Raw genomic sequence first — 25,005 nt, 5'->3', positions numbered from 1 at the left:
TCTCCGAACTCAGCGGGTGTGCCGATCCCGCTCAACGGGAGGCCTGGGTCACATAAGTTGACCGCAAGCATATAACTCGGCGCACTGGAGCGCGGTCGGCGCTCGCGAGCAACGGGAGCCCATCGATGCACCTTGCGGAGACCGAGTCGCAGACCCGGATGCGTACCGAGCTGCGCGAGTACTTCGCCGGGCTGATGACTCCGCGGGTGCGTCATGCCCTGCGCGACGGCTACTACTCCGAGGGCGCCACCGCGGTCTACCGGGAGGTCGTCCGCACCTTGGGCAAGGACGGCTGGCTCGGCATCGGCTGGCCGCGGGACATCGGCGGTCAGGGACTGACCATGGTCGAGCAGGCGATCTTCAGCGACGAGGCCACCCAGGCCGGAGTGCCGCTGCCGCTGCTCACCATCAACTCCGTCGGCCCGGCCATCGCGGCCCACGGCACCGAGCGGCAGCGGGCCGAACTGGTCCCCGGCATCCTCAACGGCGAGATCCACTTCGCCATCGGCTACTCCGAGCCGTCCGCCGGCACGGACCTGGCCAGCCTCACCACCCGCGCCGTCCGCGACGGCGACGAATACGTCATTACCGGTCAGAAGCTCTGGACGGGCATGATGGAGGCCGCCGACTACATCTGGCTCGCCGTCCGGACCGATCCCGACCGACCGCGCCACCGCGGTGTCTCGGTGCTGATCGTGCCGCGCCATGCGCCGGGCATCACGTCCACCCGGATCCGCACGCTCGGCAACCACTCGGTGGCGGCGGTCTCGTTCGACGGCGTCCGGGTGCCGGTCGAGAACTGCATCGGCGGCGAAAACAACGGCTGGTCGATGATCACCGGACAGCTCAACTCCGAGCGGGTCGCGCTGGTCACCACCGCACCCGTGGAGCAGGCCCTGAGCGCCGTCCGGGAGTGGGCCCGGGTCACGGAGCGTCCCGACGGCAGCCGGGTGATCGACGACCCGACCGTGCGCCAGACCCTCGCCCGGGTGCGCGCCGAGGTCGAGTTCCAGCGGCTGCTCAACGCCCGCCTGGCGACCGCCGTCGACCGCGGGGAGCTGGAGCCCGCCGAGGCGTCCGCGGCGAAGGTGTTCGGCTCCGAGCTCGCCGGCCGCGGCCGGCGGCTGCTCATCGAGGTGCTCGGTCTCGACGCGGCGCTCCCGGCGGACGTGCCGGGTGCGGTCGCCCACGGCGCGCTGGCCCAGGCCGCCGGCCACTCCAACGTCATGACCTTCATCGGCGGTGCCAACGAGATCCAGCGCGACCTGATCGCCCAGCTCGGCCTGGGCCTGCCGCGCAGCCCCCGCTGACCCAGCCGACCCGACCCGACGAGCAGCACCGAGGAGCGTACCGGTGGACTACAGCCACGACGAGCAGGAGCAGGAGGTCGCCGGTCTCGCCGCGACCATCCTCGACGACATCGTGACGCCGGACCACCTCGCGGGTCTGGAGACGGCCGGGGCGGTGTACGACGAACGCACCTGGCGTGAGCTCGCCCGGGCGGGGCTGCTCGGCATCGCCCTGCCCGACGAGCACGGCGGCGGCGGCGCCGGACTGGTCGAGCTCGGCCTCGTCGTCGAGCACGCCGGGCGGGTCAACGCCTTCCTCTTCCTGGTGGAGACCGCGGTCGCGGCCGCCGGTGCGGTCGCCCACTACGGCAGCGAGGCCCAGCGGGCCCGCCTGCTCCCGGGCTTCGCCGCGGGACATAGCGTGCTCACCGCGGCCGTCGCCCGGCGCACCCCCAGCTCGCCCGGGTTCACCGTGGTGCGCCGGGCCGGCGACGACCTCCTGGTCAGCGGCGCCGCCGCCCATGTGCCGCTGGCCGCCGTGGCGGAGGGGATCCTGCTCCCCGTCACCGACGCGGAGGGCAACCGCGGGCTGGTGCTCGTCCCGCCCGAGGCCGACGGCGTCTCGCTGCTGGAGCACCCCTCGGTCGACCGGCAGCGCCGGTGGCGGGTCGCCGCCGACGGGGTCCGCGTCGCCGACGCGGACGTGCTCGTCGCTCCGGGCGCCGCGAGCAACAGCGCGATGTCCTGGTTCGACGTCCTCGTCACCTCATTCCGGGCCGTCCAACAGCTGGGCACCGCGCAGGGAGCGCTGGCGCTGACCGCCGACCACGTCCGGACCCGGGAGCAGTTCGGGCGCCCGATCGGTACCTTCCAGGCGGTCTCGCATGCGGTGGCGGACGCCTACATCGACGTGCAGGGGATCCGCCTGACCAGCTGGTGCGCGCTGTGGCCGCTCGCCCGCGGAGAGGTCGACGAGGAGGCCGCGGCGATCGCCGCCTGGTGGGCCGCGGACGCCCCGGTCCGGATTCTTGAGACCGCGATGCAGGTCCACGGCGGTCTCTCGGTCGACCTCGGCTACCCGCTGCACCGCTACTTCCTCGCCGGCCGTCAGGGCTCCCTGGCGCTGGGCGGACCCGGACAGACCCTGCTCGACCTCGGCGACCTGATTGCGGTGGCGTGACCATGACGAACCCGACTCTTCCCCTTGCCGGTCTGCAGGCCCTCGAGTGGTCGACCTCGATCGCCGGCGCGTACGCCGGGCGGCTGCTGGCCGACGCCGGTGCCACCGTCACCCGGCTCGGCGGCGCCGAGTCGCTGGCCCGTGGCGCCGAGCTCGACGGCTATCTGCATCTCGGGAAGGCCCGCCGCGACGACGACCTCGATGACCTGGTCGACGCCGCGGCGGACGCCCAGCTCGTCGTGCTGGAGCTCGCGGACGCCCCCGAGGCGGGTCTGCTGGACCGATTCGGCGACGCGGCAGTCGTCGTGATCACGCCATGGGGCCTCACCGGCCCGTGGGCCGGCACCGGACGTCCGTGGAGCGAGTTCACCCTCCAGCTCGAAGGTGGCGCGATGAGCGCGCGGGGCTCGATGGACTCCTACCCGGTGATGACCGGCTCGTCGGAGGCGCTGTGGGTCGCGGGCTCGATGGCCGCCGGCGCGGTGGTCACGGCGCTCCAGGGGGAGCGGGCCGGCCAGCGCATCGACATCTCGCTGCTCGACGTCACGACCTACGCCAACAACATGTTCCAGGATGTCTCGGCCACCATCGCCGGGACGCCGCGAGCCCCGATGCCGCGGATGCGGCTTACCCCCGGCGTTGAGCCGGCCTCGGACGGCTGGGTGGGGTTCAACCTTGCCTCGGCCGCCAACCATCAGGACTTCCTGGTGCTGATCGAACGCACCGACTGGCTCGCCGACGAGCAGATGAGCACCTTCCTCGGCCGCTACGCCCGCTATGCCGAGTGGGTCGAGGCGGTCCGTGCGTGGACGAGCCGGCACACCGTCGCCGAGTGCGTCGAGGCAGCCGGGCTGTTCCGGATCCCCGCCGCGCCGGTGCACAGCGGTTCCACGATCCTCGACGACGCGCAGGTGGTGGCGCGTGACTTCTACGGGACCCATCCGTCCGGCCGGTTCCGGATGCCGCGGCCGCCCTTCCTGTTCGACGGCGTGCGTCCCGAGCGCGGCACCGCGCCGATCGAGTCAGAGCACCGCCCGCCGGTCGTCACCGACGGGCTGCCGTTCGCGGGCCTGCGGGTCGTCGACCTCGGCACCTGGTGGGTCGGCGCGTACGTCGGTGCCGCGCTCGGCGCCGGCGGCGCGGACGTGGTCAAGGTGGAGAGCGCCGGCCGGATCGACGGCTCGCGCACGATGGGCTTCGTCCCCACCGAACGCGACCACTGGTGGGACCTGGGCAACATCTACCTGGGGGTGAACTTCAACAAGCGGGACGTCACTCTCGACCTCACCTCGCCCGAGGGCCGTGACCTGCTGGTGCGGCTGATCGGCGAGGCAGACGTGCTGATCGAGAACTACGCCCCGCGAGTGCTGGAGTCGATCGGGCTCGACTGGGACGCCGTGCACGCCGTCAACCCTGGTCTGGTGATGCTGCGGATGCCTGCCTTCGGCCTCACCGGTCCGCGTCGCGAGATGGTCGGCTACGCCCAGACCGTCGAGCAGTTCTCGGGCCTGTGCTGGCGCACCGGCTACCCCGGCGGCTACCCGACGAACCCGTCCGGGCCGGCCGACCCGATGGGCGCAGCCGGCGCCTTCTTCGCGCTGTCCGCCGCGCTGGTGGAGACCCGCCGCAGCGGTCGCGGGATGCTGGTCGAGGCGACGCTGGCCGAGGGCGCCATGGTGATGGCCTCCGAGCAGGTCCTCGCCTGGACCGGTCGCGGCGAGCTCCTCGGGCGCTGCGGTAACCGCTCTACCCTCGCCGACGTCCAGGGTGTCTTCGCCGTCCGGGGCACCGACGAGTGGGTCGGCCTCTCGGTCCTCGACGAGGAGCAGTGGCACGGGCTCGTCGCGGCCACCGGATTCACGCAGTGGCTGACCGACCCGGCTCTCGCGGACCGGGCCGGCCGGCAGGCCGCCGCCGACCGCCTCGAGGCGAAGCTGGCCGGGTGGCTCGCCGATCAGCAGCCGGACGAGGCGGTCGAGAAGCTGCTCGCCGCCGGCGTCCCGGCAGGGCGGCGGACCGACTGGAGGTGGGTGCACGAGCACCCCCAACTGGCCGGTCGCGGCACCTACACCGTGGTCGAGCACCCCTACGGAGGGAAGATCCCGCTGCCGGGGCTGCCGTACCAGCGGGTCGGCGCGCCCAGCTGGATCACCCGGCGTCCGCCGCTGCTCGGCGAGCACAACGAGGAAGTCCTGCGCGGCGAGCTCGGCCTGTCCGAGGACGCCTACGGGGCGCTGATCGATCAGCGGGTCATCGGCACCCGCCCGGCCGGCCAGTGACGCGGGCGACGTGGTGAGCGGACCCCTCGCCGGAGTGCGGGTCCTGGAGCTCGTGGCCCAGGGCCCGGCGCCCTTCGCCTGCATGCTGCTCGCCGACCTGGGTGCCGAGGTGATCGGCGTCGAGCGGCCCGGCACGCAGCGCTACGCCCCCGACGCCCACTCCCGCGGACGCAGATCCGTGGCGCTCGACCTGAAGCGGCCGGAGGGCCGCGACGTGGTCCTCGACCTGGTCCGGGACGTCGACGTGCTGGTCGAGGGGTTCCGGCCGGGCGTCACCGAGCGGTTAGGCATCGGTCCCGACACCTGCCACGCCGTCAACCCCGCGCTGGTCTACGGACGGATGACCGGCTGGGGCCAGGACGGGCCGCTGGCGCAGACCGCCGGCCACGACATCAACTACCTCGCGCTCACGGGGGCGCTCGCGGCGATCGGCGAGCCCGGGCGTGCACCGGTGCCGCCGCTCAACCTGGTGGCCGACTACGGCGGCGGAGCGATGCTGCTGGCCCTGGGCATCCTGGCGGCGCTCCACGAGCGCGCGGACTCGGGACGAGGGCAGGTCGTCGACGCGGCGATGGTGGACGGGGTGGGCCTGATGCTGGCGCCGTTCCACGCGATGGCCGCCCGCGGACAGTGGCGGCAGCGGGGGACCAACCTGCTCGACGGCGGGGCTCCGTTCTACCGCGTCTACCGGACCGCCGACGACCGCTGGCTCTCCGTCGGCGCGATCGAGCCCCGCTTCTACCGGTCGTTCCTCGACGTGCTGGGCCTCGACCCGGCCACCCTCGGTGACCAAATGGACCGGGCGGCGTGGCCGGCCGCGACGGCGCGGATCGCCGACGTGGTGGCCAGCCGGACCCGCGAGCAGTGGGACCGGGCCTTCGCCGGCACCGACGCCTGCGTGCAGGTCGTCCTGGAGCTGGCGGAGGCTCCGCGGCATCCGCAGCTGAGCGCCCGGGCCGGCTTCGCCGAGATCGACGGGATCCCGTACCCCGCCCCCGCACCGCGCCTGAGCCGGACGCCGGCACGGCTGCCGCCCCCCGCGGAGTCGCTGGGCGGCAGCACCGCGACGGTGCTCGCCGAGCTGGGGCGGACGCCGGAGCAGATCGCGGCGCTGCACGCGGCCGGCATCGTAGCCGTACCCGCTGAGCGGGAGCCAGGCACCGGCCGGATCGCCCGGCCGGTCGACTCAGGGTTGTCCAGCCCTGTTTCGGCCCGCACCCACCAGTCCTCCGGGAGGAGATCGCCGATGAGCCGGATCACGACCCTCGACCAGTTCGCGGAGGAGTACCGCCGGGGCATCGACCTGCCGATGCCGCCGCGCCCCTGGCGAGCGGTGACCGAGGAGTGGTTGCGCCGGCACAGCGAGGGGTCGGGCGACTACAACCCGCTGTACCGCGACCGCTGCTACGCCGACGGGGCGCGCTTCCACTCGCTGACCGGGTCGCCTTCGTTCCTGTTCTCCATCGACTTCGGCGCGAACGCCTCGATCTGGGGGCATCTGTCGAAGGCCGACGTGGCGATGAAGGACCTCAGCATCCTCTACCTCGGGGCCGACATCGAGTGGTACCGCCCGGTGTGGCTGGGCGACCGGGTCCGGTCCGTCGAGACGCCGGTCGGTGTCAAGCGGCGCGCGATGCCGCAGCTGGGCGAGGCGCTGGTCTGCTCGGGCCGCACCGACTACTACAACCACCGCGGCGAGAAGGTCGCCGCCCTGACCAACCACATGCTGCGCTTCGCCAACCCGGGCGCAGGCGTCAAGGCCTCGCCACCGGACCCGGACCGGCCGCAGGTCGCCCCGGACCCGCTGGTCTGGCGGCGAACGCGTCGCGGCGGCGAGGTCCGGCACTTCGAGGACGTCGAGGTGGGTGAGGAGCTGCCCGAGCTCCCCAAGGGCACCTACACGACCACGGAGCTCTACCTGTTCAGCCATGGGACCCTGACGATCGGTCGCTCCGCCGAGGTCGACGAAGGCACCATCGACATGGGTGCGGGCGGCCGTGCCGATCCGGAGTACGCCCGGAGGAACCGGGCTCAGGCGGCGCAGTTCGACTACGGTCCGCAGCGGATCACCTGGCTCAGCCAGGTCGTCTCCGACTGGGCCGGCGACTGGGGCGACATGGTCTCGATGAGCGCCCAGCTACGCCGCCCCAACCTGGTCGGCGACACCAACACGGTCCGCGGCCGGGTGACCGGCACGCGGGAGGTCGAAGGGCGGGGCCTCGTCGACGTGCGCGTCGCCGTGGTCAACCAGGCCGACGTCGAGACCGCCACCGCCGAGCTGACCGTGCGGCTGCCACGCCGCGACGCCGGCGAGCCCCGTGAGGTGCCGATGCTCTGGGCCGAGGCGACTACCGGAAACCCGTCCATCTACGGGTGACCCACCCAACCCGTCCAGCCACGCACCAGGAGATACCCATGCAGCTCAAGCCAGGACTCAAACTCAAGGCGCCCGGCACCACCACGGAGGTCATCGTGATCCAAGCGGCGGCCGGCGACGCCACGCTGACCTGCGGGGGTGCGCCGATGTCGCCGGACGGCGCGGGCGACGCCGGCGTCGCCGACGGAGAGGTACTGATCGGCAAGCGCTACTGCGACGCCTCCGGCACCGTCGAGCTGCTGTGCTCGGCGACCGGCGCCGGACCGCTGGCCCTGAACGGCGAGACGCTGGTCGTCATGGCGGCCAAGGCGCTGCCGTCCTCGGACTGAGCGCCGAGGATTCGAGATGAACATCGTGACCCTGCTGGACATGGTGGCCAGCGTCGACCCGGACCGGGTCATCCTCGGTGACCAGGGACGGGGCATCTCCCTGGGCACGCTCCGCGGCCTCGCGGACCGGGCCGCAGGGGTGCTCGCCGACCACCCGGGCCGGCCGCTGCTCTTCTCCGGCACCGCTTCGGAGGCGTTCCCGATCGCCCTCTTCGGCGCCGCCGTCGCCGGGCGCGCCTTCGCGCCGGTGAGCTACCGGCTGGCTGCGCGACCCTTCGCCGAGCTGGTCGCCGACCAGCTGCCGGCCACGCTGCTCGCCGTGCCCCGCAGCTCCGCCGGACTGTCGTTCGGCGCGGATCTCAGCGTCTGGACGCCGGACGCGTTCACCGACGCAGTCCGAGGCGCCGATCCTTCCGGAGCCGAGCCGGACCACGACCCCGATGCGGCGGCGGTGCTGCTGCACACCAGCGGCACGACGGGCAAGCCGAAGGTGGCTGTGCTGCGCCACCGTCACCTCACGTCCTACGTGCTCAACGGCACCGAGATGCTGGGGGCCGGCGCCGACGAGGCGGCCCTGGTGAGCGTCCCGCCTTACCACATCGCGGGCGTCGCGGGCCTGCTGACCGGTCTCTACTCAGGTCGCCGGATCGTCCAGCTGCCGAACTTCACGGCGGAGGAGTGGGTCGCGATCGCCGCCGCGCAGGACATCACCCACGCGATGGTGGTGCCGACCATGCTGGCCAGGATCGTCGAGGTGCTGGAGCGGACCGGAGAGAGGCTGCCCGGACTGCGTCACCTGTCGTACGGCGGCGGCCGGATGCCGCGACCGGTGATCGAGCGTGCTCTCGAGCTGTTGCCGCACGTCGGGTTCGTCAACGCCTACGGACTCACCGAGACCACGTCGTCGATCGCCGTCCTGGGGCCGGCGGAGCACCGCGCCGCGACCTGCTCCGACGACCCGGTCGTGCAGGCCCGGCTGGAGTCCGTCGGTCGTCCCCTGCCTAGCGTCGAGATCATCTGCCGCGGGCCGTTCGGGGAGACGCTCGATGCCGGCGTGCGCGGGGAGCTGTGGGTGCGCGGCGCCCAGGTCTCGGGCGAGTACGCCGCCGCGTCCCGCATCGAGGAGAGCGGCTGGTTCCGCACCAACGACGCCGGCTGGATCGACGCGGACGGCTTCGTCTTCGTCGAGGGCCGGCTGGACGACGTGATCATCCGGGGCGGCGAGAACCTCTCGCCCGGGGAGATCGAGAACGTCCTGCTGCAGCATCCCGGCGTCACCGACGCGGTCGTCTACGGCGCTCCGGACCAGATGTGGGGAGAGGTCGTGGTCGCCGCCGTGGTGACAGCGGCGGGACATCACGTCGACGCCGGAGAGCTACGGGAGTGGGTCGGGTCGCGCCTGCGGTCCAGCCGAGTCCCGGCGCGCATCCGGTTCGTGCCGGAGATACCCCGCAACGACATGGGCAAGGTACTGCGGCGGGTGCTGCGAGCGAACGAGGACACCACCGTTGCGGCGCACTGAAACTTTAGTTGACGAGACACATATATTTCGTCAGAGTGACTCCCCTCACACCATGCGAACCAGCTGATGACGACAGCGCGAACGGCACACCACCTACAGCGTTCTCTTCGATACGGCGGAATTCTTCGCACTTGCCCATGGCCGATGCTCGGCTGAGGGCGGCAGGACCGACCCAGCATTACTCGACTTCTGACACACAAAAGAGGGAACCATGGACTTCGCTGCGCTCACTGCGGCGTCCGCCGAGGCGGTCGCCAAGGCAACGCCGGTCACCGCGACCCAGCTCTCGGTGGGCTACTCCTGGTCGGAGATCCCCCGCTGGCACGACGGTGTCTTCCACTTCAGCGACATGTACAACCATCGGGTCCTCCGCCTCGACGAGACGGGCGCCGCGAGCACGTACATCGACGCCTCCGAGCGCAGGCCGCTCGCCCCCGAGCCGGGCAGCACGGCGACCGGTACGACCGAGGTCGTCCTGGGCGGTCTGGGCTGGCTCCCGGACGGCCGCGCGATCGTCGTCTCGATGCACGAGCGCCTGCTGCTGGTCTGGGACGGTGCGCAACTTCAGCAGTACGCCGATCTGCGCGACGTCGCCGTCTCGTCCTGCAACGACATGGTCGTCGACGCCGACGGCCGGGCCTACGTCACGCAGTTGGGCTACGACCTGTTCGCCGGCGAGGATCCCCGTGAGGCCGGGCTGATCGTGGTCGAGCCGGACGGCACCGTCCACGACGCCGGGGCCGGCACCTTCCGCGGCGCCAACGGCATCGCGCTGTCGGCCGACGGCGCGACCCTGCTCACCGCCGAGAACTATGGCTGCCGCATCAGTGCGCTGGACCGCGCGGCCGACGGCACCCTGTCCGGCCGGCGGGTCTGGGCCGAGACCCCCTGGATGCCGGACGGCATCGCCGTCGACGCGGCCGGCGGGGTTTGGGCCGGACTCCCGGGCAGCGGCTGGGTCGGCCGCTTCGAGGAGGGCGGCACCGCCACCCACGCGGTGCAGCTCCCGATGGACCGGGCCATGGGGACGGCGGTCGCCCTGGGCGGCGAGGACCGCTCGACCCTCTTCATCGCCTGCGGCATGGAGGTCTTCGACTGGGCGAAGTCCCGTGCGGAGGGCCTCGGCTCGATCTGGACCGCTCCCGCCCCGCACGGTGCCGGCACCGCCCGCCCCTGAACGGCACTGACGACGAAGGAGATACCGCCATGGAAGAACTGGACTTCAACGGTCGCACCGTGATCGTGACGGGCGGCGGCCGGGGCATCGGGCGCGCGTACGCCCTGCTGCTCGCCTCGCGTGGCGCGCAGGTCGTCGTCGCCGACCTGGGCTCCCGCACGGACGGGATGGGCGTCGAGGGTGACGACCCGGCCGCCGCCGTGGTGGCCGAGATCGAGGCCGCCGGCGGCCACGCGGTCGGCGTCCGGTCCGACGTCTCGACACCCGAGGGTGCGCAGGCGATCGTCGACGCGGCCGTGGCCGCCTACGGGGGCGTCGACGCCGTGATCAACAACGCCGGCATCGTGCGCGTGGCTGACTGGCTGGAGGTGCCGGCCGAGGAGTTCCAGCGTCACGTCGACGTGCACTACCTCGGCTCGCTAGGGCTCGCCAAGGCGGCCTGGCCGCACCTGAAGAGGTCCGGATCCGGGCGCATCGTGAACACGATCTCGCCGGCCATGCTCGGGAACCCGATGATGGTCCACTATGGCGGATCCAAGGGAGCGGTCTACGCCCTAACCCGCAACCTGGCTCTGGAGGGACTGAGCCACGGGATCAAGGTGAACGCTGTCTCGCCCGGGGCCGGCACCCGGATGGCCGAGGCCGCCGCGGACTCGCTGAGCCCCGAGATCATGGAGTACATGCGCACCGTGCTCACCCCTGAGTTGGTCGCGCCCCTCGGGGTGTACCTGGCGCACCCCGCCTGCGAGGTGACCGGCGAGGCGTTCAACGTCGCCGGCGGCATGGTGAACCGGATGGCCGTGGTCAACACCCAGGGGATCCACGACCCGGAGCTCACCGTCGAGAAGATCGCGGACTCGTTCGACCAGATCATGACCATCAACGAGGCGGCGCAGCCGCAGGTCGTGGCCGTCCCGGTCATGCCCGGTGCGTGAGGAGCACAGGATGAACCAGATCGCCACCGTCTACCCCTTCCCGCCCGTGTCGGCGGCCGACGCCGCGGAGCGCTACCGGGCCATCGCTGCGGACCGGCCGATGTCCAGGGTGACGATGCCCTTCGGCGGCGACGCCTGGGTGATCCACCGCACCGAGGCGGCTCGCGCCATGCTCGGCGACCCGCGCTTCGTGCGCGAGCCGTTCCGCACCGGCGAGCGGGTGGTGCCGTACTTCGTCGAGTTCCCCGAGTTCCTGCGCCAGACCCTGCAGTTCGAGGACCCGCCCCACCACACCAAGCTGCGCCGGCTGGTGCAGAAGGCCATCTCGCCCAAGCAGATCAAGGGGATGCGCGACTCCGCCGTCGAGTACGCCAACACGCTGATCGACGACATGGTCGCTCGCGGGGACTCAGCCAACCTCGTGCACGACTACGCTTTGCCGCTGCCGATCCAGATGCTCTGCAACCTGCTCGGAATCCCGGCTGAAGACCACGAGAAGTTCGAGAAGTGGGCATCGTCGACGCTCGCCGTGGCCGGCATGTCCGAGAACGAGATCGCCGCGAACATGGCCGAGCTCTACATGTACGTGGTCAACCTGATCCAGCTCCGCCGCGCGGAGCCGCTGGAGGACCTGATCTCCAGCCTGGCCAACGCCCGCGACAAGGACGACACCCTCACCGACGAGGAGATCCTGCCGATCGCGATGCTGCTTGTGGTCGCCGGCTTCGACAACACGGCCAACTTCATCGCCACCGGCATCGCCGGCCTGCTGCAGCATCCCGCCCAGCTCGAGCTCTTCCTGACCGACCCGGACGGGCTGGCGCCGACGGCGACCGAGGAGACCCTGCGGCACGGCCGCTTCTCTCTCGGGATCCCGGTGGCCGGCGGCGGGGCGCTGGTGCCCTTCGTCGCGACCGAGGACGTCGAGATCGACGGACAGCTCGTCGCCAAGGGCGAGGCGATCATGATCGACCCCGCTGCGACGGCCCACGACGGCATCGCGCTCGCCAACGCCGAGAAGTTCGACATCACCCGCCAGAACAACCCGCAGCTGACCCTCAGCTACGGACTGCACCACTGCCTGGGTGCGCCCCTGGCCCGGATGGAGATGCAGGTGGCCCTGGCGGAGCTGTTCAAGCGGCTCCCGCAGATCCGCCTGACGAGCGAGCCCGTCATCAACTACGACCACCTCAGCCAGCCGATCACGCGGCTCGACGCGACTTGGAGACGGGCGTAGGGCGATGCCGAAAGTCTTCTACACCCAACCCGACGGGATCGTGGTCGAGGTCGAGGGCAGCACCGGCGACTCGGTGATGGTCACGGCGGTCCGCAACGGTGTTCTGGGGGTGATCGGTCAGTGCGGCGGCTCGCTGTCGTGCGCCACCTGCCACGTGTACCTCGACGAACGCCACGCGGACGAGTTCGGCGAGGTCGGCGACGACGAGGACGAGATGCTGGACTGCACCGCGAGTGACCGGACGGGCAGCTCCCGCCTCTCCTGCCAGCTCGTCATCGCCGGGCGTGACGTGCACGTCACGGTCCCCCCGGAGCAGCTGTGAGTCGTACCGACGACGTCGTGGTGGTCGGGGCGGGACAGGCGGCCGTCCAAGTCGCCTGCTCCCTTCGCGACGCGGGGCACCTGGGTGCCGTCACGCTGGTGGGGGACGAGCCGATCCCGCCGTACCAGCGGCCCCCGCTCTCCAAGGCCTTCCTGACCGGGGCCGTCGACGTCGCCGCCCTGGCGTTCCGGGCCCCGGCCTTCTGGCGAGACCACGGCATCGACCTGGTGCTCGGCGAGACGGTCACCGAGGTCGTCCGCGGCGCGGGTGGCTCGGGCCGGGTGATCACCGCTGCCGGCCGCACGCTGCGCTTCGACCGGCTGGTGCTCGCCACGGGTGCGACCGCACGCCGGTTGGACGTCCCGGGCGGCCTCGCGGACGGGGTGATGGCGCTGCGCACCCTCGCCGACGCCGAGCGACTGCGCGGCCGCCTGGCGACGGCGCGCGACGTGGCCGTCGTCGGCGGTGGCTTCATCGGTCTCGAGGTGGCCGCGACCGCGGCGGCCCTCGGCGCCCGGGTCACGGTCCTCGAGGCCGGACCCCGGATCCTGGGCCGCGCCGTGAGCGAGTCGACCGCGCGGTACCTGACCGAGCACCACCGCGCCGCCGGCATCGAGATCCGCACCAGGGTGAAGGTCACCGAGCTCGCCACCGACGGCACCGCCGTGACCGCGGTGGTGACCAACGACGGGACGTTTCCCGCCCCGCTGGTGGTGGTCGGTGTCGGCGCGGAGCCGCGGACCGAGCTGGCCGTCGCCCTCGGTCTGGAGACGGACGGCGGCATCGTCGTGGACCAGCACGCCGTCACCTCCGACGGCAGCACCGTCGCCGTCGGAGACTGCACGGTTCTCGCGGACCCGACACCGTGGAGCGGCCAGGACGCGCGGGTCCGGCTGGAGAGCGTCGATCACGCCGTCGCGCAGGCCGGCACGGCCGTCCGCACCCTCCTCGGCGACCCGGTGCCGTACTCGGCGGTGCCATGGTTCTGGTCCGACCAGGGCACGGCCAAGCTGCAGATCGTCGGCCTGCGCCGTCCCGGCGACGACATGACCGTACGTCCCTCGGACCAGGGCCGGCACGTGGTCGGCTTCCACCGCGGCGGACGGCTGGTCGCGGCCGAGGTGGTCAGCGCGCCGGCTGACTTCGTGGCACTCCGCACCCTGTTGAGTGCGGGCCATCCGGTGCCTGTGGAGCTCTTCGCCGACGGCGACCTGGCCCTGCGACAGCTGGCCAAGGAGGTCCGCGGTGGATCCGTCACCGCGCGCTGAGTCTCGCCACGCCGTTGGGCCGGATCAACCCGTCCGAGTCGACGCGGCGGTTCAGCATTCCGTCGACGTACGCCACCACGTACGGCGTCCACAGCTCGCGCTCGGCGCGGCCCAGGTCGGTGGTCAGCAACCCGAAGCCGGTCATCTGGAACTCGAAGACGCCGTCCATCAGCTGCTTGCCCTTGCGCGAGACGCGCACCCGGGTGCTGCGGCGGTCGAACTCGTCGACCGCGCGGTTCAGGAGTCCGCCGTTGACGAGTTCGGTGATCCGCTTGCTGGCCTGGGACGGGTCGACCGCCAGCCGTTCGGCCACCTCGGTTATCGAGAGCGGACCGCTGGTGGAGATCACATGCAGCGCCAGGAAGCCGGCCTCGCTCACCGGCGCGGACGTGATGTCCAGCAGCGCCTTGAAACCGTTCGAGAGCGCCACCCAGGTGACGATGCCGATCATGGTGTGCAGGAAGAACCTCGTCGCCGAGTCGTAGTCCTTGCCGGTGAGCTCCAGCCAGCGGTCGGCCACCGCCGGCCGCGGGCTTTCTGGGAGCGCCTCGGTGAACCGGTCCAGGACCAGCGCGAACCAGTTGCCGAGCAGCTCGACCTGCTCGGGGCTCCAGGTCGAGATCACGGACAGGTAGTCCCTGCTCCAGGCGGCCAGCCAGGCGTCCATCATCGCGGCCGTCTCGTCGCTCAGGGACAGCAGCGTGCGGCGCCGGTCGGCCGGGTCGGTGGTGCGGGCCAGGTGTCCGGCCCGGTGCAGCTGGGTCGCCTGCCGGGAGGCCTGGGTGATGTCGATCCCCAGCTCACGGGCCACCACGCTGGTCGCCGCGGGCTCCCGTCCGCTGAGCAGCTCCAGGAAACGCAGGTCCGACGGCGGCAGGTCTATCCCGGTGACAGCTCTCAGTCGCCGGGAGTGGCTACGCGTGCCCGCGGTCAACGCGATTGCGTTGACCAGGCGCAGGGTCGCCGCCTCCAGGGTCGGGTCCTGGGACGTGCTCAAGACGGCACTCCTTTCGGCGGTCGGTCACGCAGACGATGCCTGACGTCTGTCAACTTTATTGTTCCGCACAAATCCTTGGAGAGGTGCCCATGGAAGCCCCTGTCGATACCGGTGAGTGGGATCACTCGATCGATGTCCTGATCGCCGGAAGCGGCGCCGGCGGCATGGTCGGCGCCATCGCCGCGCACGATCGGGGCCTGTCCGCCCTGGTGGTCGAGAAGGCGCACGGCTTCGGTGGCTCCACGGCGATGTCGGGCGGCGGCATCTGGATCCCGAACAACCCCACGCTGCGAAGGAAGGGGCTGGCCGACGACGTCGAGGACGTGCGGGCCTACCTGCACGCGGTCGTCGGTGGCCGGGTCCCGGCCGACCGCATCGACGCTTTCCTCGAGCGCGGCCCCGAGGTGATGGAGATGCTGGACCGGGTCAGCCGGTGGATGGCATTCTCACATTGCCCAGGCTACTCCGACTACCACCCGCAGCTGCCCGGTGGGCGGGCCGCGGGTCGCACCATCGAGCCCCGGCCGATCGACGGCCGCAAGCTCGGGGCCGAGGAGGGGCAGCTCCTCGGCCTCTCGGTGCCGACCCCGCTGGGACTGTGGTTCACCGGGTACGAGGCACGCAACCTGATGATGATGAAGCGCGAGTGGCGCACACGCTGGATGCTCCCGGTGGCCGGCTGGCGGGTGGTCTCCAATCTCTTCCTGCGCCGGCGCATGAAGACCTTGGGCGCCGCGCTGGTCGCCCGGTTCCGGCTCACCATGCGCGACCTGGGCCTGGAACTGTGGACCAGCACGCCGCTGATCGACCTGGTCGTCGAGAACGGGTGCGTCGTCGGCGCCGTCGTCGAGAAGGACGGCAAGCCGTACCGGATCCGCGCGCGCCACGGCGTGCTGCTGGCGACCGGTGGGTTCGAGCACGACGAGGCGATGCGCAAGCAGCACCTGCCGGAGCTGGGACAGACCGACCACAGTGCCGGCGCGCCCTCCAACACCGGTGACGGCCACCGCCTGGGTAAGGCACTGGGCGCTGACCTCGACCTGATGGACGACGCCTGGTGGATGCCGTCCATCGCGCTGCCCCGCGGCGGTGTCTTCCCGCTGGTCTCCGAGCGCTGCATCCCCGGCATGGTCATCGTGAACCGGGACGGACGCCGCTTCACCAACGAGGCGTCGCCTTATGTGAACTTCGTCCACGACCAGCTCGACGGCGGCCATGTGCCGATCTACGAGGTGTTCGATCAGAAGGCACGCAACCGCTACCAGTTCGCCGGCTGCCTGCCCGGCAGGGACTTCCCGCGCTCCTTCTACAGGTCGGGCCTCGTCCACAAGGCGGACACCCTCGCCGAGCTGGCCCGGCTCGTCGGGATCGACGGCAACAACCTCCTCGAGACCGTCAGGAGGTTCAACGGCTATGCCCGCAACGGCCGGGACGAGGAGTTCCACCGCGGCGAGAGCCCGTACGACAACTACTACGGCGACCACTCGCTGCCCAACCCGAACCTCGACACCATCGAGGAGGGTCCCTACTACGCGATCCGCCTGGAGGCCGGGGACCTGGGCACCAAGGGCGGCATCGTCACCGACGCCCAGGGCCGGGCGCTCCGCCCGGACGGCTCGCCGATCGAGGGCCTCTACGCCACGGGCAACGTCTCGGCGGCGGTGATGGGCAACGAGTACGCCGGGGCCGGCGCGACCATCGGCCCCGCCATGGTCTTCAGCTACCTGGCCATGGAGCACGCGGCCGCCGGGAGGGAGAACCGATGAGCGCCATGCCGACGAGCACAGACCTGTTCGGGCCGGTGCGGCTCGGGCCGATCACCCTGCGCAACCGGGTGATCAAGGCGGCCACGTACGAGAACGCGGCCCGTCGCGGCGAGGTCACCGACCGGCTGGTCGACTTCCACGTCCGCCATGCCCGGGGCGGCGTCGGCATGACCACCGTCGCCTACTGCGCGGTGGCGCCCGAAGGGCGCACCGACGGCCACCAGATCGTCTGGCGGGACGAAGCCATGCCCGGGCTGGTCCGGCTCACCGACGCGGTGCACGCGGAGGGGGCGGCGATCTCCGCTCAGATCGGTCACTCCGGCCCGGTCGGCGACCCGCGCGCCACGAAGATGAAGGCGCTCTCGCCGAGCCCGTACATCAACCCGCAGGCGTTCACCCGCACCAGGCAGGCCACCAAGGCCGACCTCGAACGCATCGTCGCCCAGCACGGCGCGGCGGCGGCCATGGCGGTGCAGGCCGGTTTCGACGCGGTCGAGGTGCACATCGGACATAACTACCTGGCCAGCTCATTCCTGTCGCCGAAGCTGAACAAGCGCAAGGACGAGTACGGCGGTTCGCTGGAGAACCGGGCGCGGGTGGCCCGGGACTCGCTGCGGGCGGTCCGCGACGCGGTCGGCGACCGGATCGCGATCATCGCGAAGATGAACATGACCGACGGTGTCCCGGGCGGGTTCTGGCTCGACGAGGCGATCCGAGTCGCGACCTGGATCGAGCAGGACGGCAGCGTCGACGCCTTCGAGATGACCGAGGGCAGTTCGTTACTCAATCCCATGTACCTCTTCCGCGGTGAGGCGCCGATCGCCGAGTTCGCCAAGGCGGTGGGGGAGCCGGTGGGGACGGCCGTGCGCATCGTCGGCAAGCGGTTCCTGCGCGAGTACCCCTATCGGGACCTGTACCTGCTGGAGCATGCCCGCCAGGTGCGCGCCGCCGTTCGGCTGCCGATGGTGCTGCTCGGCGGGGTCACCAGCGTTGCCGGCGTGCGGACGGCGGTCGACAACGGGTTCGAGTTCGTGGCCATGGGGCGTGCTTTGCTACGCGAGCCCGACCTGGTGGCGAAGATGGCGGCCGACGCCTCGACGCGCTCGCTCTGCATCCACTGCAACCGCTGCATAGCCACGATCTACGGCGGGACGCGGTGCGTCCTGGCGGAGCCGCGGGTGGCGCGGTGACGACGCTAGCCAAAATTAGTTGAGAAAAGTCATGTAATTGCCTACCGTGACGGCGGTCACTTTCCTAGGATCGAGGCAACTCAGCGTCGCGTTGGAGGTACCTCGGATGACCGTTCTGCTGGAGCCGGCCTCGGTGGCCGCGGTCCGCCCGCCGTCGATGGTCGAGCGGATGACCCTGATCATGGACGCCTTCGAGGGCTCCAACTCCCGGCTGCTCCTCGAGGAGATCTCCAGCCGGACCGGGCTCCCGAGGTCGACGGCGCACCGGATCCTGGAGCAGCTCATCCGGCTCCAGTGGGTGGATCACGATCGGGCGGGGTACCGGCTCGGCCGTCGGATCCAGGAGTGGGGAGCCCGCGAGCACGCCCACTCCGACCTGCGGGCGGCCGCTTCCACCTGGCTCCACGAGCTGGCCATCAGCACGGAGCTCGTGGTCCACCTGGCCGTGGCGAACGGCCCGGAGGTCGAGTACCTCGACAAGGTCGGCGGGCGCCGGGTGAACGCGGTCGCCTCTCGGGTCGGAGGCCGGGCTCCGATCCACCGCACCGCACTCGGCAAGGCGATCCTGGCCTGGATTCCGCCGGAGGAGGTCGACGCGCTGTATGTCGACGGGTTCCCGCGACCCTCGGGGAAGGGGCCGGCGACCCTGCTCGAGCTGCATCAGGAGCTGGCCCGGATCCGGCGGTCAGCCGGCGTCGCCCAGGAGAGCGACGAGTGCGTCCGCGGCGTCGCCTGCGTCGGGGTCGCGATCCGGGGACCGGAACGGCCGGTGGGGGCGATCTCGCTGGTCGGGTCATCCGACATGTCGCTGGCCCAGTTCGCCCCGCTGGTCCGCGACACCGCCCAGCGGATCACCCGGAGCCTGTTCGGCAACCGCCGCTGGACCTGACCGGCGCAGCACGTGACGGGAGGCGGCCCCCGGACGGGGGCCGCCTCCGTGCGTGGCGGGGAGACGACCCGGCTCAGAGCCAGCCGTCGCTCCACAGCTGGGCGGGCAGCGGCTCGTCCTCCCCGAGGCCGAACCGGCCCCGGAAGAACACCATGGGTGGCTCGGGAGAGTCACTGCGCTCCAGGTCGCGGACCCGGCCGACCACGATGTCGTGGTCACCGCCCGGATGCACGGCGTGCAGCTCGCAGTGCAGGCGGGCGAGCACCCCGGGCAGCGAGGGCGTGTCCCAGACGCTGCGTTCCCAGTCGAGGCCCTCGAACCGGGTGCCGAACCGGGTGCCGAACCGGGTGCAGAGGTCGTCCTGGTGCTCGGCGAGGAAGTTGACCGAGAACCTTCCGGCACTGCGGATCCGTGGCCAGGTCCGGCTCTGCGCGGTGACGCAGAAGAGCACGAGCGGCGGGTCGAGGGAGACCGACGCGAACGACTGGCACGCGAACCCGACCGGCTCGCCGCCGTCGACGGCGGCGATCACGGTGACACCGCTGGCGAACTCGGCGAGGGTGCGTCGAAACTCGGCCGCCACAGCGGCGTTCGCGGCTTGGGACTGCATGGGCCGACGCTAGAAGCGGAGCGCCGCCGCCGGCCGCGGTCTCCCGATGGCCGGGAGTGTGCCGGGCACGGACGGGTCGCCGACCTACGTTCGGTGCCATGGTCGAGTTCAACCGGGAGCAGACGCTGCGCGAGCTGGAGACCGGGTCCGGGGTGCTGCGGTACCACGACGCCGGCCAGGGCGAGCCGCTGCTCCTCCTCCACGGCTCCGGGCCGGGCGTCACCGGGTGGCGCAACTTCCACCAGAGCCTCCCGACCCTCGCGCGACACCGGCGCTGCTTGATCCTGGAGTTCCCCGGGTTCGGGGTCTCCGACGCCACCGGCCGGCATCCGATGGCCACCGCGCACGGCTCCGTCGTGACCTTCCTGCGGGCGCTCGGCCTGGACCGGGTCGACGTGATCGGCAATTCGATGGGCGGGGTCGTCGCGCTCCAGCTCGCGATCCGCAGGCCTGAGCTTTTCCGCCGCATCGTCACCGTCGGCGGCGTCGGCAAGAACCTCACCAGCTCGTTCCCCGCCGAAGGGCTGAACCTGCTGATGGACTTCACCGACGACCCCGACCGCGACGCCCTGGTGCGGTGGCTGTACTCGATGGTCCACGACCGCTCGATCGTCACCAACGAGCTCATCGAGGAACGCTGGCAGCACGCCACCGAGCCGGCCAACCTGACCTCGGCGCGGGCCATGTACGGGCGGGCCGCGATGACGGCCGCCACGGCTCACGCCGAGGCCTCACCGGAGCCGCCGTACTGGGCGATGCTGCACAAGATCACCTCCGAGGTGCTGCTCACCTGGGGACGCGAGGACCGGGTCAGCCCGCTTGACATGGCGCTGCTGCCGCTCCGCACGATCCCCCGGGCGGAACTCCACGTGTTCCCGAACTGTGGGCACTGGACGATGATCGAGGCGCGCGTGGCGTGGGAGAACGCGGTCCTGGAGTTCCTGCAGCGGCCCGGGGCCGGGTGATGGCCGCTCGGCTGAGGTGGCGGGTCGCCGACGTCGTGGTGGAGACGCCTGACACGCACTCCTTCGTGCTGGAGCCGCTCGACGACTCGCCGGTGGCGTACCGCGCCGGACAGTTCCTGACGCTGAAGGTGCCCTCGGACCGCACCGGTCACGTGGCCCGCAGCTACTCCTTCAGCAGCGCCCCGGCCACCGGCGAGCCGCCTCGGATCACGGTCCGGCGAACGGTGGAGGGGTATGCCTCGAATTGGCTGTGCGACTCCCTGAAGCCCGGCGACGAGATCGAGTCACTGGTCCCGGGGGGCGTGTTCACCCCCGCCGACCTCGCCGTCGACCTGCTCCTCATCGGCGGTGGCAGCGGCATCACGCCGGTGCTGTCGATCCTCAAGGAGGCGCTGGGGCGGGGCAGCGGTCACCTCGTGCTGTTCTACGCGAGCCGGGACGAGTCGTCGGTGATCTTCGCCGACGAGCTCCGCTCGCTACAGCGCGCCCACCCGTCGCGGCTCACGGTGCTGCACTGGCTCGAGTCGGTCCAGGGCCGCCCGGATGCCGCCGTCACCGGGCTGCTGCGGCCGTACCTGGACCGCGAGACCTGGATCTGCGGACCCGCGCCGTTCATGGAACTGCTCGAGTCCGAGCTGCGCTCCGCGGGAGCGGACCCGGCCCGGTTGAACGTCGAGCGGTTCCGGTCGCTGACCTCGGACCCGTTCAGCGACGGGCCTGGTTCCGTGGCGGCAACCGACGACGCTCCGGCGGCGGTGCTGGAGCTGACGCTCGACGGTGAGAAGCACAAGCTGAGCTGGCCGCCCGGAAAGCGGCTGCTCGACGTCGCGCTGGACGCGGGGCTGCCGGCGCCGTACTCGTGCCGCGAGGGCGCCTGCAGTGCGTGCGCCTGCCTGGTGGAGCTCGGCGAGGTGGAGATGGATCGCAACGAGGTGCTCTCCGAGGACGACCTCGCCGAGGGTCTCGTGCTCAGCTGCCAGGCCCGGGCCCTCTCGGGTCACGTCCGCGCCACCTACGACGCCTGACCGGCCCCGCCGAGGACACCGCTCAGGAGGACCCGTGCAGCACGACGAACGCCCCGGCCCCGACCACCCGGTGCCCTGCGACCGGTGCGGCCTGGAGGTGCTGGTCCGCAAGCAGAGCCTGGCCCACACGATGGTCCAGTGGCCGGCCGACCAGAGCCCGTGCACCGGAGCCACCGTGGCCGAGACTACCGGTCTGCGACTGGGCTGCCACGCCCTGCGCGACAGCATCACCGAGGCCGTACGACGGCGGGTGCTGGAGGTGCCCGACCTCGACCGCGGCCCGCTCACGACCACCGACTGAGCGAGCCGAGCTCGACGTCCCGAGGGTCCCGATGACCGGGAGCCCTCGGGTGTCCCCGCTCCGGCTGGAGCACTGTGGCCGCACCGGTCCCATCCCAGGAGGCGCCACGATGCACGAGGTCGTCAGTAGAGCGAAGGCGATCGCGCCGCAGCTCGCGCAGCACGCCGCCGAGGCCGAGACCCTCGGCCGGCTCCCGGATGCGTCGGTCGCCCTGATCAGGAAGGCCGGGGTGATGCGGATGCTGCAACCCAAGGAGCACGGAGGCCTGGCGGCGCATCCGGTGGACTTCGCGGAGGCGGTGATGGAGATCGCCCACGGGTGCGGCTCGTCGGGCTGGGTCTGCGGCGTCGGTGGCGTCCACCCCTGGGAGATGGCCCTGATGGACCGCAAGCTCCAGGACGAGGTCTGGGGCACCGACCAGAACACGTGGATCGCCTCGCCGTACATGCCCTCCGGAGTCGCGACGGAGGTCGACGGCGGGTTCGTGCTCAACGGCCACTGGCAGTTCTCCTCCGGCACCGACCACTGCGACTGGATCTTCCTGGGCGCCGTCGTCGGCGACCGGTCGGGCCGGCCGGTCAAGCCGTTCCGCGCCATGCACGTCGTCCTGCCCCGCGCCGACTACACCATCGTCGAGGACTCGTGGGACGTCATCGGCCTGCGAGGCACGGGCTCCAAGGACATCGTCGTCGACGGAGCCTTCATCCCGGCCTACCGCACCATCGGCACCGAGGAGGTGACCGAGGGCGAGCTCGCCGCGGCCCGCGCGGACCGGACCGAGACCGTCTACAAGCTGCCGTTCTGGACGATGTTCCCGCTCGGCATCACCGCTGCGGTGATCGGGATCGCCGAGGGGGCGCTGCAGGCCCACCTCGACTACCAGCGCGACCGGGTCTCGGCGTACGGCGGCAAGGTCCGGGAGGACACCGCGACCCTGAAGGTGATCGCCGAGTCCTCCACCGAGATCGCGGCCTCCCGCCTCCAGCTGCTCGACGGCATGAGCCGGATCTACGACAAGGTCGAGGCCGGTGAGGTGGTCACCTTCGCCGACCGGGCGATCCAGCGACGCAACCAGATCCGTGCCGCCTGGCGCGCCGTCGACGCCGTCGATGAGATCTTCGCGCGCTCCGGCGGCAACGCCGTGCGGCGCGACACGACGCTGCAGCGCTTCTGGCGCGACGCCCACGTCGGCCTGCAGCACGCCATCCATGCCAAGGGCACGGCATTCGACGCCGCCGCCCTGGTCGAAATGGGAGTCGAGCCCGAGGGCCCGCTCCGCGCCATGATCTGACCGCACCAGGAGATGTTGATGTCTGAGATCCGCGCCCTCGGCTATGTCCGGATCCGCGCCACCGATCTGGCGGCGTGGCGGGCGTTCGCCTTCGAGTCCATCGGGTTCGCCGCGGGGACCGGACCCGAGGCCGACGCCCTCCACCTCCGCACTGACGAGCGCCACGCCCGGCTCGTCATCGTCCCCGGCGAGGAGGACCGGGTGGACGTGGTCGGCTGGGAGGTCGGCGACCACCTGGCACTGCGCCGGGTGCGGGAGCAGGTGGTCGCGGCCGGTCTGGAGGTCGCCGACCTCGACACAGATACGGTCGACGTCCGCCGGGTCGAGGCCGGCTTCGGGTTCACCGCACCGGGCAACACGCCCGTCGAGGTGTTCCACGGGTCCAGGCTCGACCACAGTCCGGTCGTCACGCCGTACGGCAACCGCTTCGTCACCGGCGGCCTGGGCCTCGGCCACGTCGTGGTCCCCGTCGACGATCCCGACGCGGCGCAAACCTTCTACTCCGAGGTCCTGGGCTTCCGCTCCCGCGGCGCCTTCGCGTTCCCGACACCGCCCGGCGTGCCGAAGGCGCGGATCCGCTTCATGGGGGTCAACGCCCGCCACCACAGCCTGGCGATCATGCCCTCGCCGAAGCTGCGCGCCCCGGCGCTGGTCCACATCATGGTGGAGTGCGAGACGCTCGACGAGGTCGGGCGCGCGCTCGACCGGGTCACGGCGGCGGGCTACCACCTGTCGTCGACGCTGGGGCGTCACACCAACGACAAGATGATCTCCTTCTACGTCCGCACGCCCGGGGGGTGGGACCTGGAGGTCGGCTGCGAGGGCCTGCTCGTCGACGAGGGGAGCTACTCCGCGGAGGAGATCACCGCCGACTCCTACTGGGGCCACCAATGGGACTTCGGCTGAGCCACGACCGGAACCGAGGAGACATGAGCGACGTCCGCACCATCGAGAACGCCGGTTTGCCGCGGCGCTTCGCGCGCGGCTGGCACTGCGTGGGCCTGGCCGACAGCTTCCGGGACGGCACGCCGCACGCCGTCGAGGCGTTCGGCACCAAGATCGTCGTCTGGTCCGACAGTCAGGGCGAGCTGAGGGCCGTCGACGCCTACTGCCGGCACATGGGCGGCGACCTGAGCCGGGGCACGGTCAAGGGCGACGACGTCGCGTGCCCCTTTCACGACTGGCGCTGGGGCGGCAACGGCCGGTGCACGTCCATTCCGTACGCCAAGCGGGTCCCGATGCGTGCCCGGACCCGCACCTGGCACCTTCGCGAGGTCAACGGGCAGCTCTTCGTGTGGCACGACCACGAGGGCCAGGCACCGGACCAGGAGGTCCCGGTGATTCCCGGTGCCGGGGACCCGGGCTGGTCGGACTGGACCTGGAACCAGATCCTCATCGAGGACTCCAACTGCCGCGAGATCGTGGACAACGTGGTCGACATGGCCCACTTCTTCTACGTCCACTTCGCCTTCCCGACGTACTTCAAGAACGTCTTCGAGGGCGACACCGCGGCGCAGTACATGACGAGCACCAGCCGTCCCGATGTTCACCTCGGGACGAACTACTCCGGTGAGTCCGAGGGCCGCTCCGAGGCCGCCTACTACGGACCGTCGTACATGGTGAACTATCTGTGGCAGACCACCAAAGGCCGCACGATGGAGATCGTCCTGATCAACTGCCACTACCCGGTCACCCCGACCTCGTTCGTGCTGCAGTGGGGCGTCATCGTGAAGAAGCCCGAGGGCATGAGCGATGAGATCGTCGCGAAGGTCGCCGACAGCTACACCAAGGGCGTCGAGACCGGCTTCCTGCAGGACATCGAGATTTGGAAGAACAAGGCCAGGATCGACAACCCGCTGCTCTGCGAGGAGGACGGCCCGGTCTACCAGCTGCGCCGCTGGTACGACCAGTTCTACGTCGATCGCGCCCAGGTCACCGAGGAGATGACCGCGCGCTTCGAGTTCGAGATCGACACCGAGCGCGCCAACCAGTACTGGCGCTCGGAGGTCGAGGAGAACATCCGATCGGGCCGGGTGGTCCGCGCCTGAGTCCTGAC

Annotated in this window: 22 protein-coding genes and 1 pseudogene; 21 read left to right on the top strand and 2 right to left on the bottom strand. The window is 71.3% G+C overall.

Annotated elements, in window-relative coordinates:
- The first annotated feature begins 125 nt into the window (after positions 1-125).
- The 12 genes and pseudogenes from ACZ6TI_RS35130 (at position 126) to ACZ6TI_RS35075 (ending at position 13,915) form a co-directional block, all read left to right on the top strand.
- Entirely contained in the window at positions 126-1,310 is a 1,185-nt protein-coding gene (locus ACZ6TI_RS35130) for an acyl-CoA dehydrogenase family protein (protein ID WP_465349527.1), read from the top strand.
- A 43-nt stretch (positions 1,311-1,353) separates the two neighbouring features.
- Positions 1,354-2,469 carry an acyl-CoA dehydrogenase family protein gene (locus tag ACZ6TI_RS35125; protein WP_465349526.1) on the top strand — a complete coding sequence of 372 codons (1,116 nt, stop codon included), beginning with the start codon at positions 1,354-1,356 and terminating at the stop codon, positions 2,467-2,469.
- Between the two features lie 2 nt (positions 2,470-2,471).
- Positions 2,472-4,748 carry a CaiB/BaiF CoA-transferase family protein gene (locus ACZ6TI_RS35120; RefSeq protein ID WP_465349525.1) on the top strand — a complete coding sequence of 759 codons (2,277 nt, stop codon included), beginning with the start codon at positions 2,472-2,474 and terminating at the stop codon, positions 4,746-4,748.
- Positions 4,711-5,883, top strand: a pseudogene (locus ACZ6TI_RS35115) (CaiB/BaiF CoA transferase family protein); the annotation flags it as partial. The gene ACZ6TI_RS35120 and the pseudogene ACZ6TI_RS35115, both read left to right, overlap by 38 nt.
- A 111-nt stretch (positions 5,884-5,994) precedes the next feature.
- Entirely contained in the window at positions 5,995-7,125 is a 1,131-nt protein-coding gene (locus ACZ6TI_RS35110; protein WP_465349736.1) for a MaoC family dehydratase, read from the top strand.
- Between the two features lie 38 nt (positions 7,126-7,163).
- Positions 7,164-7,454: a hypothetical protein gene (locus ACZ6TI_RS35105; protein ID WP_465349524.1), complete on the top strand. Its 291-nt coding sequence runs from the start codon at positions 7,164-7,166 to the stop codon at positions 7,452-7,454.
- Between the two features lie 16 nt (positions 7,455-7,470).
- Positions 7,471-8,976, top strand: coding sequence for a class I adenylate-forming enzyme family protein (locus tag ACZ6TI_RS35100; RefSeq protein ID WP_465349523.1), 1,506 nt, complete (start codon positions 7,471-7,473; stop codon positions 8,974-8,976).
- A gap of 211 nt (positions 8,977-9,187) precedes the next feature.
- Positions 9,188-10,153: an SMP-30/gluconolactonase/LRE family protein gene (locus tag ACZ6TI_RS35095; protein ID WP_465349522.1), complete on the top strand. Its 966-nt coding sequence runs from the start codon at positions 9,188-9,190 to the stop codon at positions 10,151-10,153.
- A gap of 29 nt (positions 10,154-10,182) precedes the next feature.
- On the top strand, positions 10,183-11,088 hold the full coding sequence (locus tag ACZ6TI_RS35090) for an SDR family NAD(P)-dependent oxidoreductase (RefSeq protein WP_465349521.1): 906 nt from the start codon (positions 10,183-10,185) through the stop codon (positions 11,086-11,088).
- Between the two features lie 10 nt (positions 11,089-11,098).
- Positions 11,099-12,325 carry a cytochrome P450 gene (locus ACZ6TI_RS35085; RefSeq protein ID WP_465349520.1) on the top strand — a complete coding sequence of 409 codons (1,227 nt, stop codon included), beginning with the start codon at positions 11,099-11,101 and terminating at the stop codon, positions 12,323-12,325.
- A gap of 4 nt (positions 12,326-12,329) precedes the next feature.
- On the top strand, positions 12,330-12,647 hold the full coding sequence (locus ACZ6TI_RS35080; RefSeq protein WP_465349519.1) for a 2Fe-2S iron-sulfur cluster-binding protein: 318 nt from the start codon (positions 12,330-12,332) through the stop codon (positions 12,645-12,647).
- Positions 12,644-13,915, top strand: coding sequence for an NAD(P)/FAD-dependent oxidoreductase (locus ACZ6TI_RS35075; protein WP_465349518.1), 1,272 nt, complete (start codon positions 12,644-12,646; stop codon positions 13,913-13,915). The genes ACZ6TI_RS35080 and ACZ6TI_RS35075 overlap by 4 nt, the downstream gene beginning before the upstream one ends.
- Here ACZ6TI_RS35075 and ACZ6TI_RS35070 read toward each other — a convergent pair.
- Positions 13,902-14,912, bottom strand: coding sequence for a MarR family transcriptional regulator (locus ACZ6TI_RS35070; protein WP_465349517.1), 1,011 nt, complete (start codon positions 14,910-14,912; stop codon positions 13,902-13,904). The two genes, ACZ6TI_RS35075 and ACZ6TI_RS35070, sit on opposite strands and share 14 nt — an antisense overlap.
- Positions 14,913-15,001: 89 nt before the next feature.
- On the opposite strand from ACZ6TI_RS35070, the gene ACZ6TI_RS35065 reads away from it, so the two are divergent.
- The 3 genes from ACZ6TI_RS35065 to ACZ6TI_RS35055 all read left to right on the top strand — a co-directional run bounded on the left by ACZ6TI_RS35065 (position 15,002) and on the right by ACZ6TI_RS35055 (position 18,757).
- Complete coding sequence (locus tag ACZ6TI_RS35065; protein ID WP_465349516.1) at positions 15,002-16,678, top strand: FAD-binding protein; 1,677 nt, start codon at positions 15,002-15,004, stop codon at positions 16,676-16,678.
- Positions 16,675-17,868, top strand: coding sequence for an NADH:flavin oxidoreductase (locus tag ACZ6TI_RS35060; RefSeq protein ID WP_465349515.1), 1,194 nt, complete (start codon positions 16,675-16,677; stop codon positions 17,866-17,868). Before ACZ6TI_RS35065 ends, ACZ6TI_RS35060 begins: the two co-directional genes overlap by 4 nt.
- A 106-nt stretch (positions 17,869-17,974) precedes the next feature.
- Positions 17,975-18,757, top strand: coding sequence for an IclR family transcriptional regulator (locus ACZ6TI_RS35055; protein ID WP_465349514.1), 783 nt, complete (start codon positions 17,975-17,977; stop codon positions 18,755-18,757).
- Between the two features lie 73 nt (positions 18,758-18,830).
- On the opposite strand, the gene ACZ6TI_RS35050 is transcribed toward ACZ6TI_RS35055, so the two are convergent.
- Positions 18,831-19,367 carry a flavin reductase family protein gene (locus ACZ6TI_RS35050; protein WP_465349513.1) on the bottom strand — a complete coding sequence of 179 codons (537 nt, stop codon included), beginning with the start codon at positions 19,365-19,367 and terminating at the stop codon, positions 18,831-18,833.
- Positions 19,368-19,465: 98 nt separating this feature from the next.
- Between ACZ6TI_RS35050 and ACZ6TI_RS35045 the strand changes: the two genes are divergently transcribed.
- The 6 genes from ACZ6TI_RS35045 to ACZ6TI_RS35020 all read left to right on the top strand — a co-directional run bounded on the left by ACZ6TI_RS35045 (position 19,466) and on the right by ACZ6TI_RS35020 (position 24,997).
- Entirely contained in the window at positions 19,466-20,332 is an 867-nt protein-coding gene (locus ACZ6TI_RS35045; protein WP_465349512.1) for an alpha/beta fold hydrolase, read from the top strand.
- Positions 20,332-21,357, top strand: coding sequence for a 2Fe-2S iron-sulfur cluster-binding protein (locus ACZ6TI_RS35040; RefSeq protein ID WP_465349511.1), 1,026 nt, complete (start codon positions 20,332-20,334; stop codon positions 21,355-21,357). Before ACZ6TI_RS35045 ends, ACZ6TI_RS35040 begins: the two co-directional genes overlap by 1 nt.
- A gap of 34 nt (positions 21,358-21,391) precedes the next feature.
- Positions 21,392-21,658 (top strand): hypothetical protein, encoded by a 267-nt coding sequence (locus ACZ6TI_RS35035; RefSeq protein ID WP_465349510.1) that lies wholly within the window; start codon positions 21,392-21,394, stop codon positions 21,656-21,658.
- A 109-nt stretch (positions 21,659-21,767) separates the two neighbouring features.
- The gene (locus ACZ6TI_RS35030; RefSeq protein WP_465349509.1) at positions 21,768-22,949 is read left to right on the top strand and encodes an acyl-CoA dehydrogenase family protein; all 1,182 of its coding nucleotides are present in this window, start codon (positions 21,768-21,770) and stop codon (positions 22,947-22,949) included.
- Between the two features lie 18 nt (positions 22,950-22,967).
- Positions 22,968-23,855: a VOC family protein gene (locus ACZ6TI_RS35025; protein WP_465349508.1), complete on the top strand. Its 888-nt coding sequence runs from the start codon at positions 22,968-22,970 to the stop codon at positions 23,853-23,855.
- Positions 23,856-23,878: 23 nt separating this feature from the next.
- Positions 23,879-24,997, top strand: coding sequence for a Rieske 2Fe-2S domain-containing protein (locus tag ACZ6TI_RS35020; RefSeq protein WP_465349507.1), 1,119 nt, complete (start codon positions 23,879-23,881; stop codon positions 24,995-24,997).
- Positions 24,998-25,005 lie beyond the last annotated feature (8 nt).

The sequence above is a fragment of the Actinoplanes sp. NPDC051388 genome (assembly GCF_055586225.1).
Note: the sequence above shows the minus strand (reverse complement) of the source record. Positions and strands in the feature narration are given on the sequence as shown.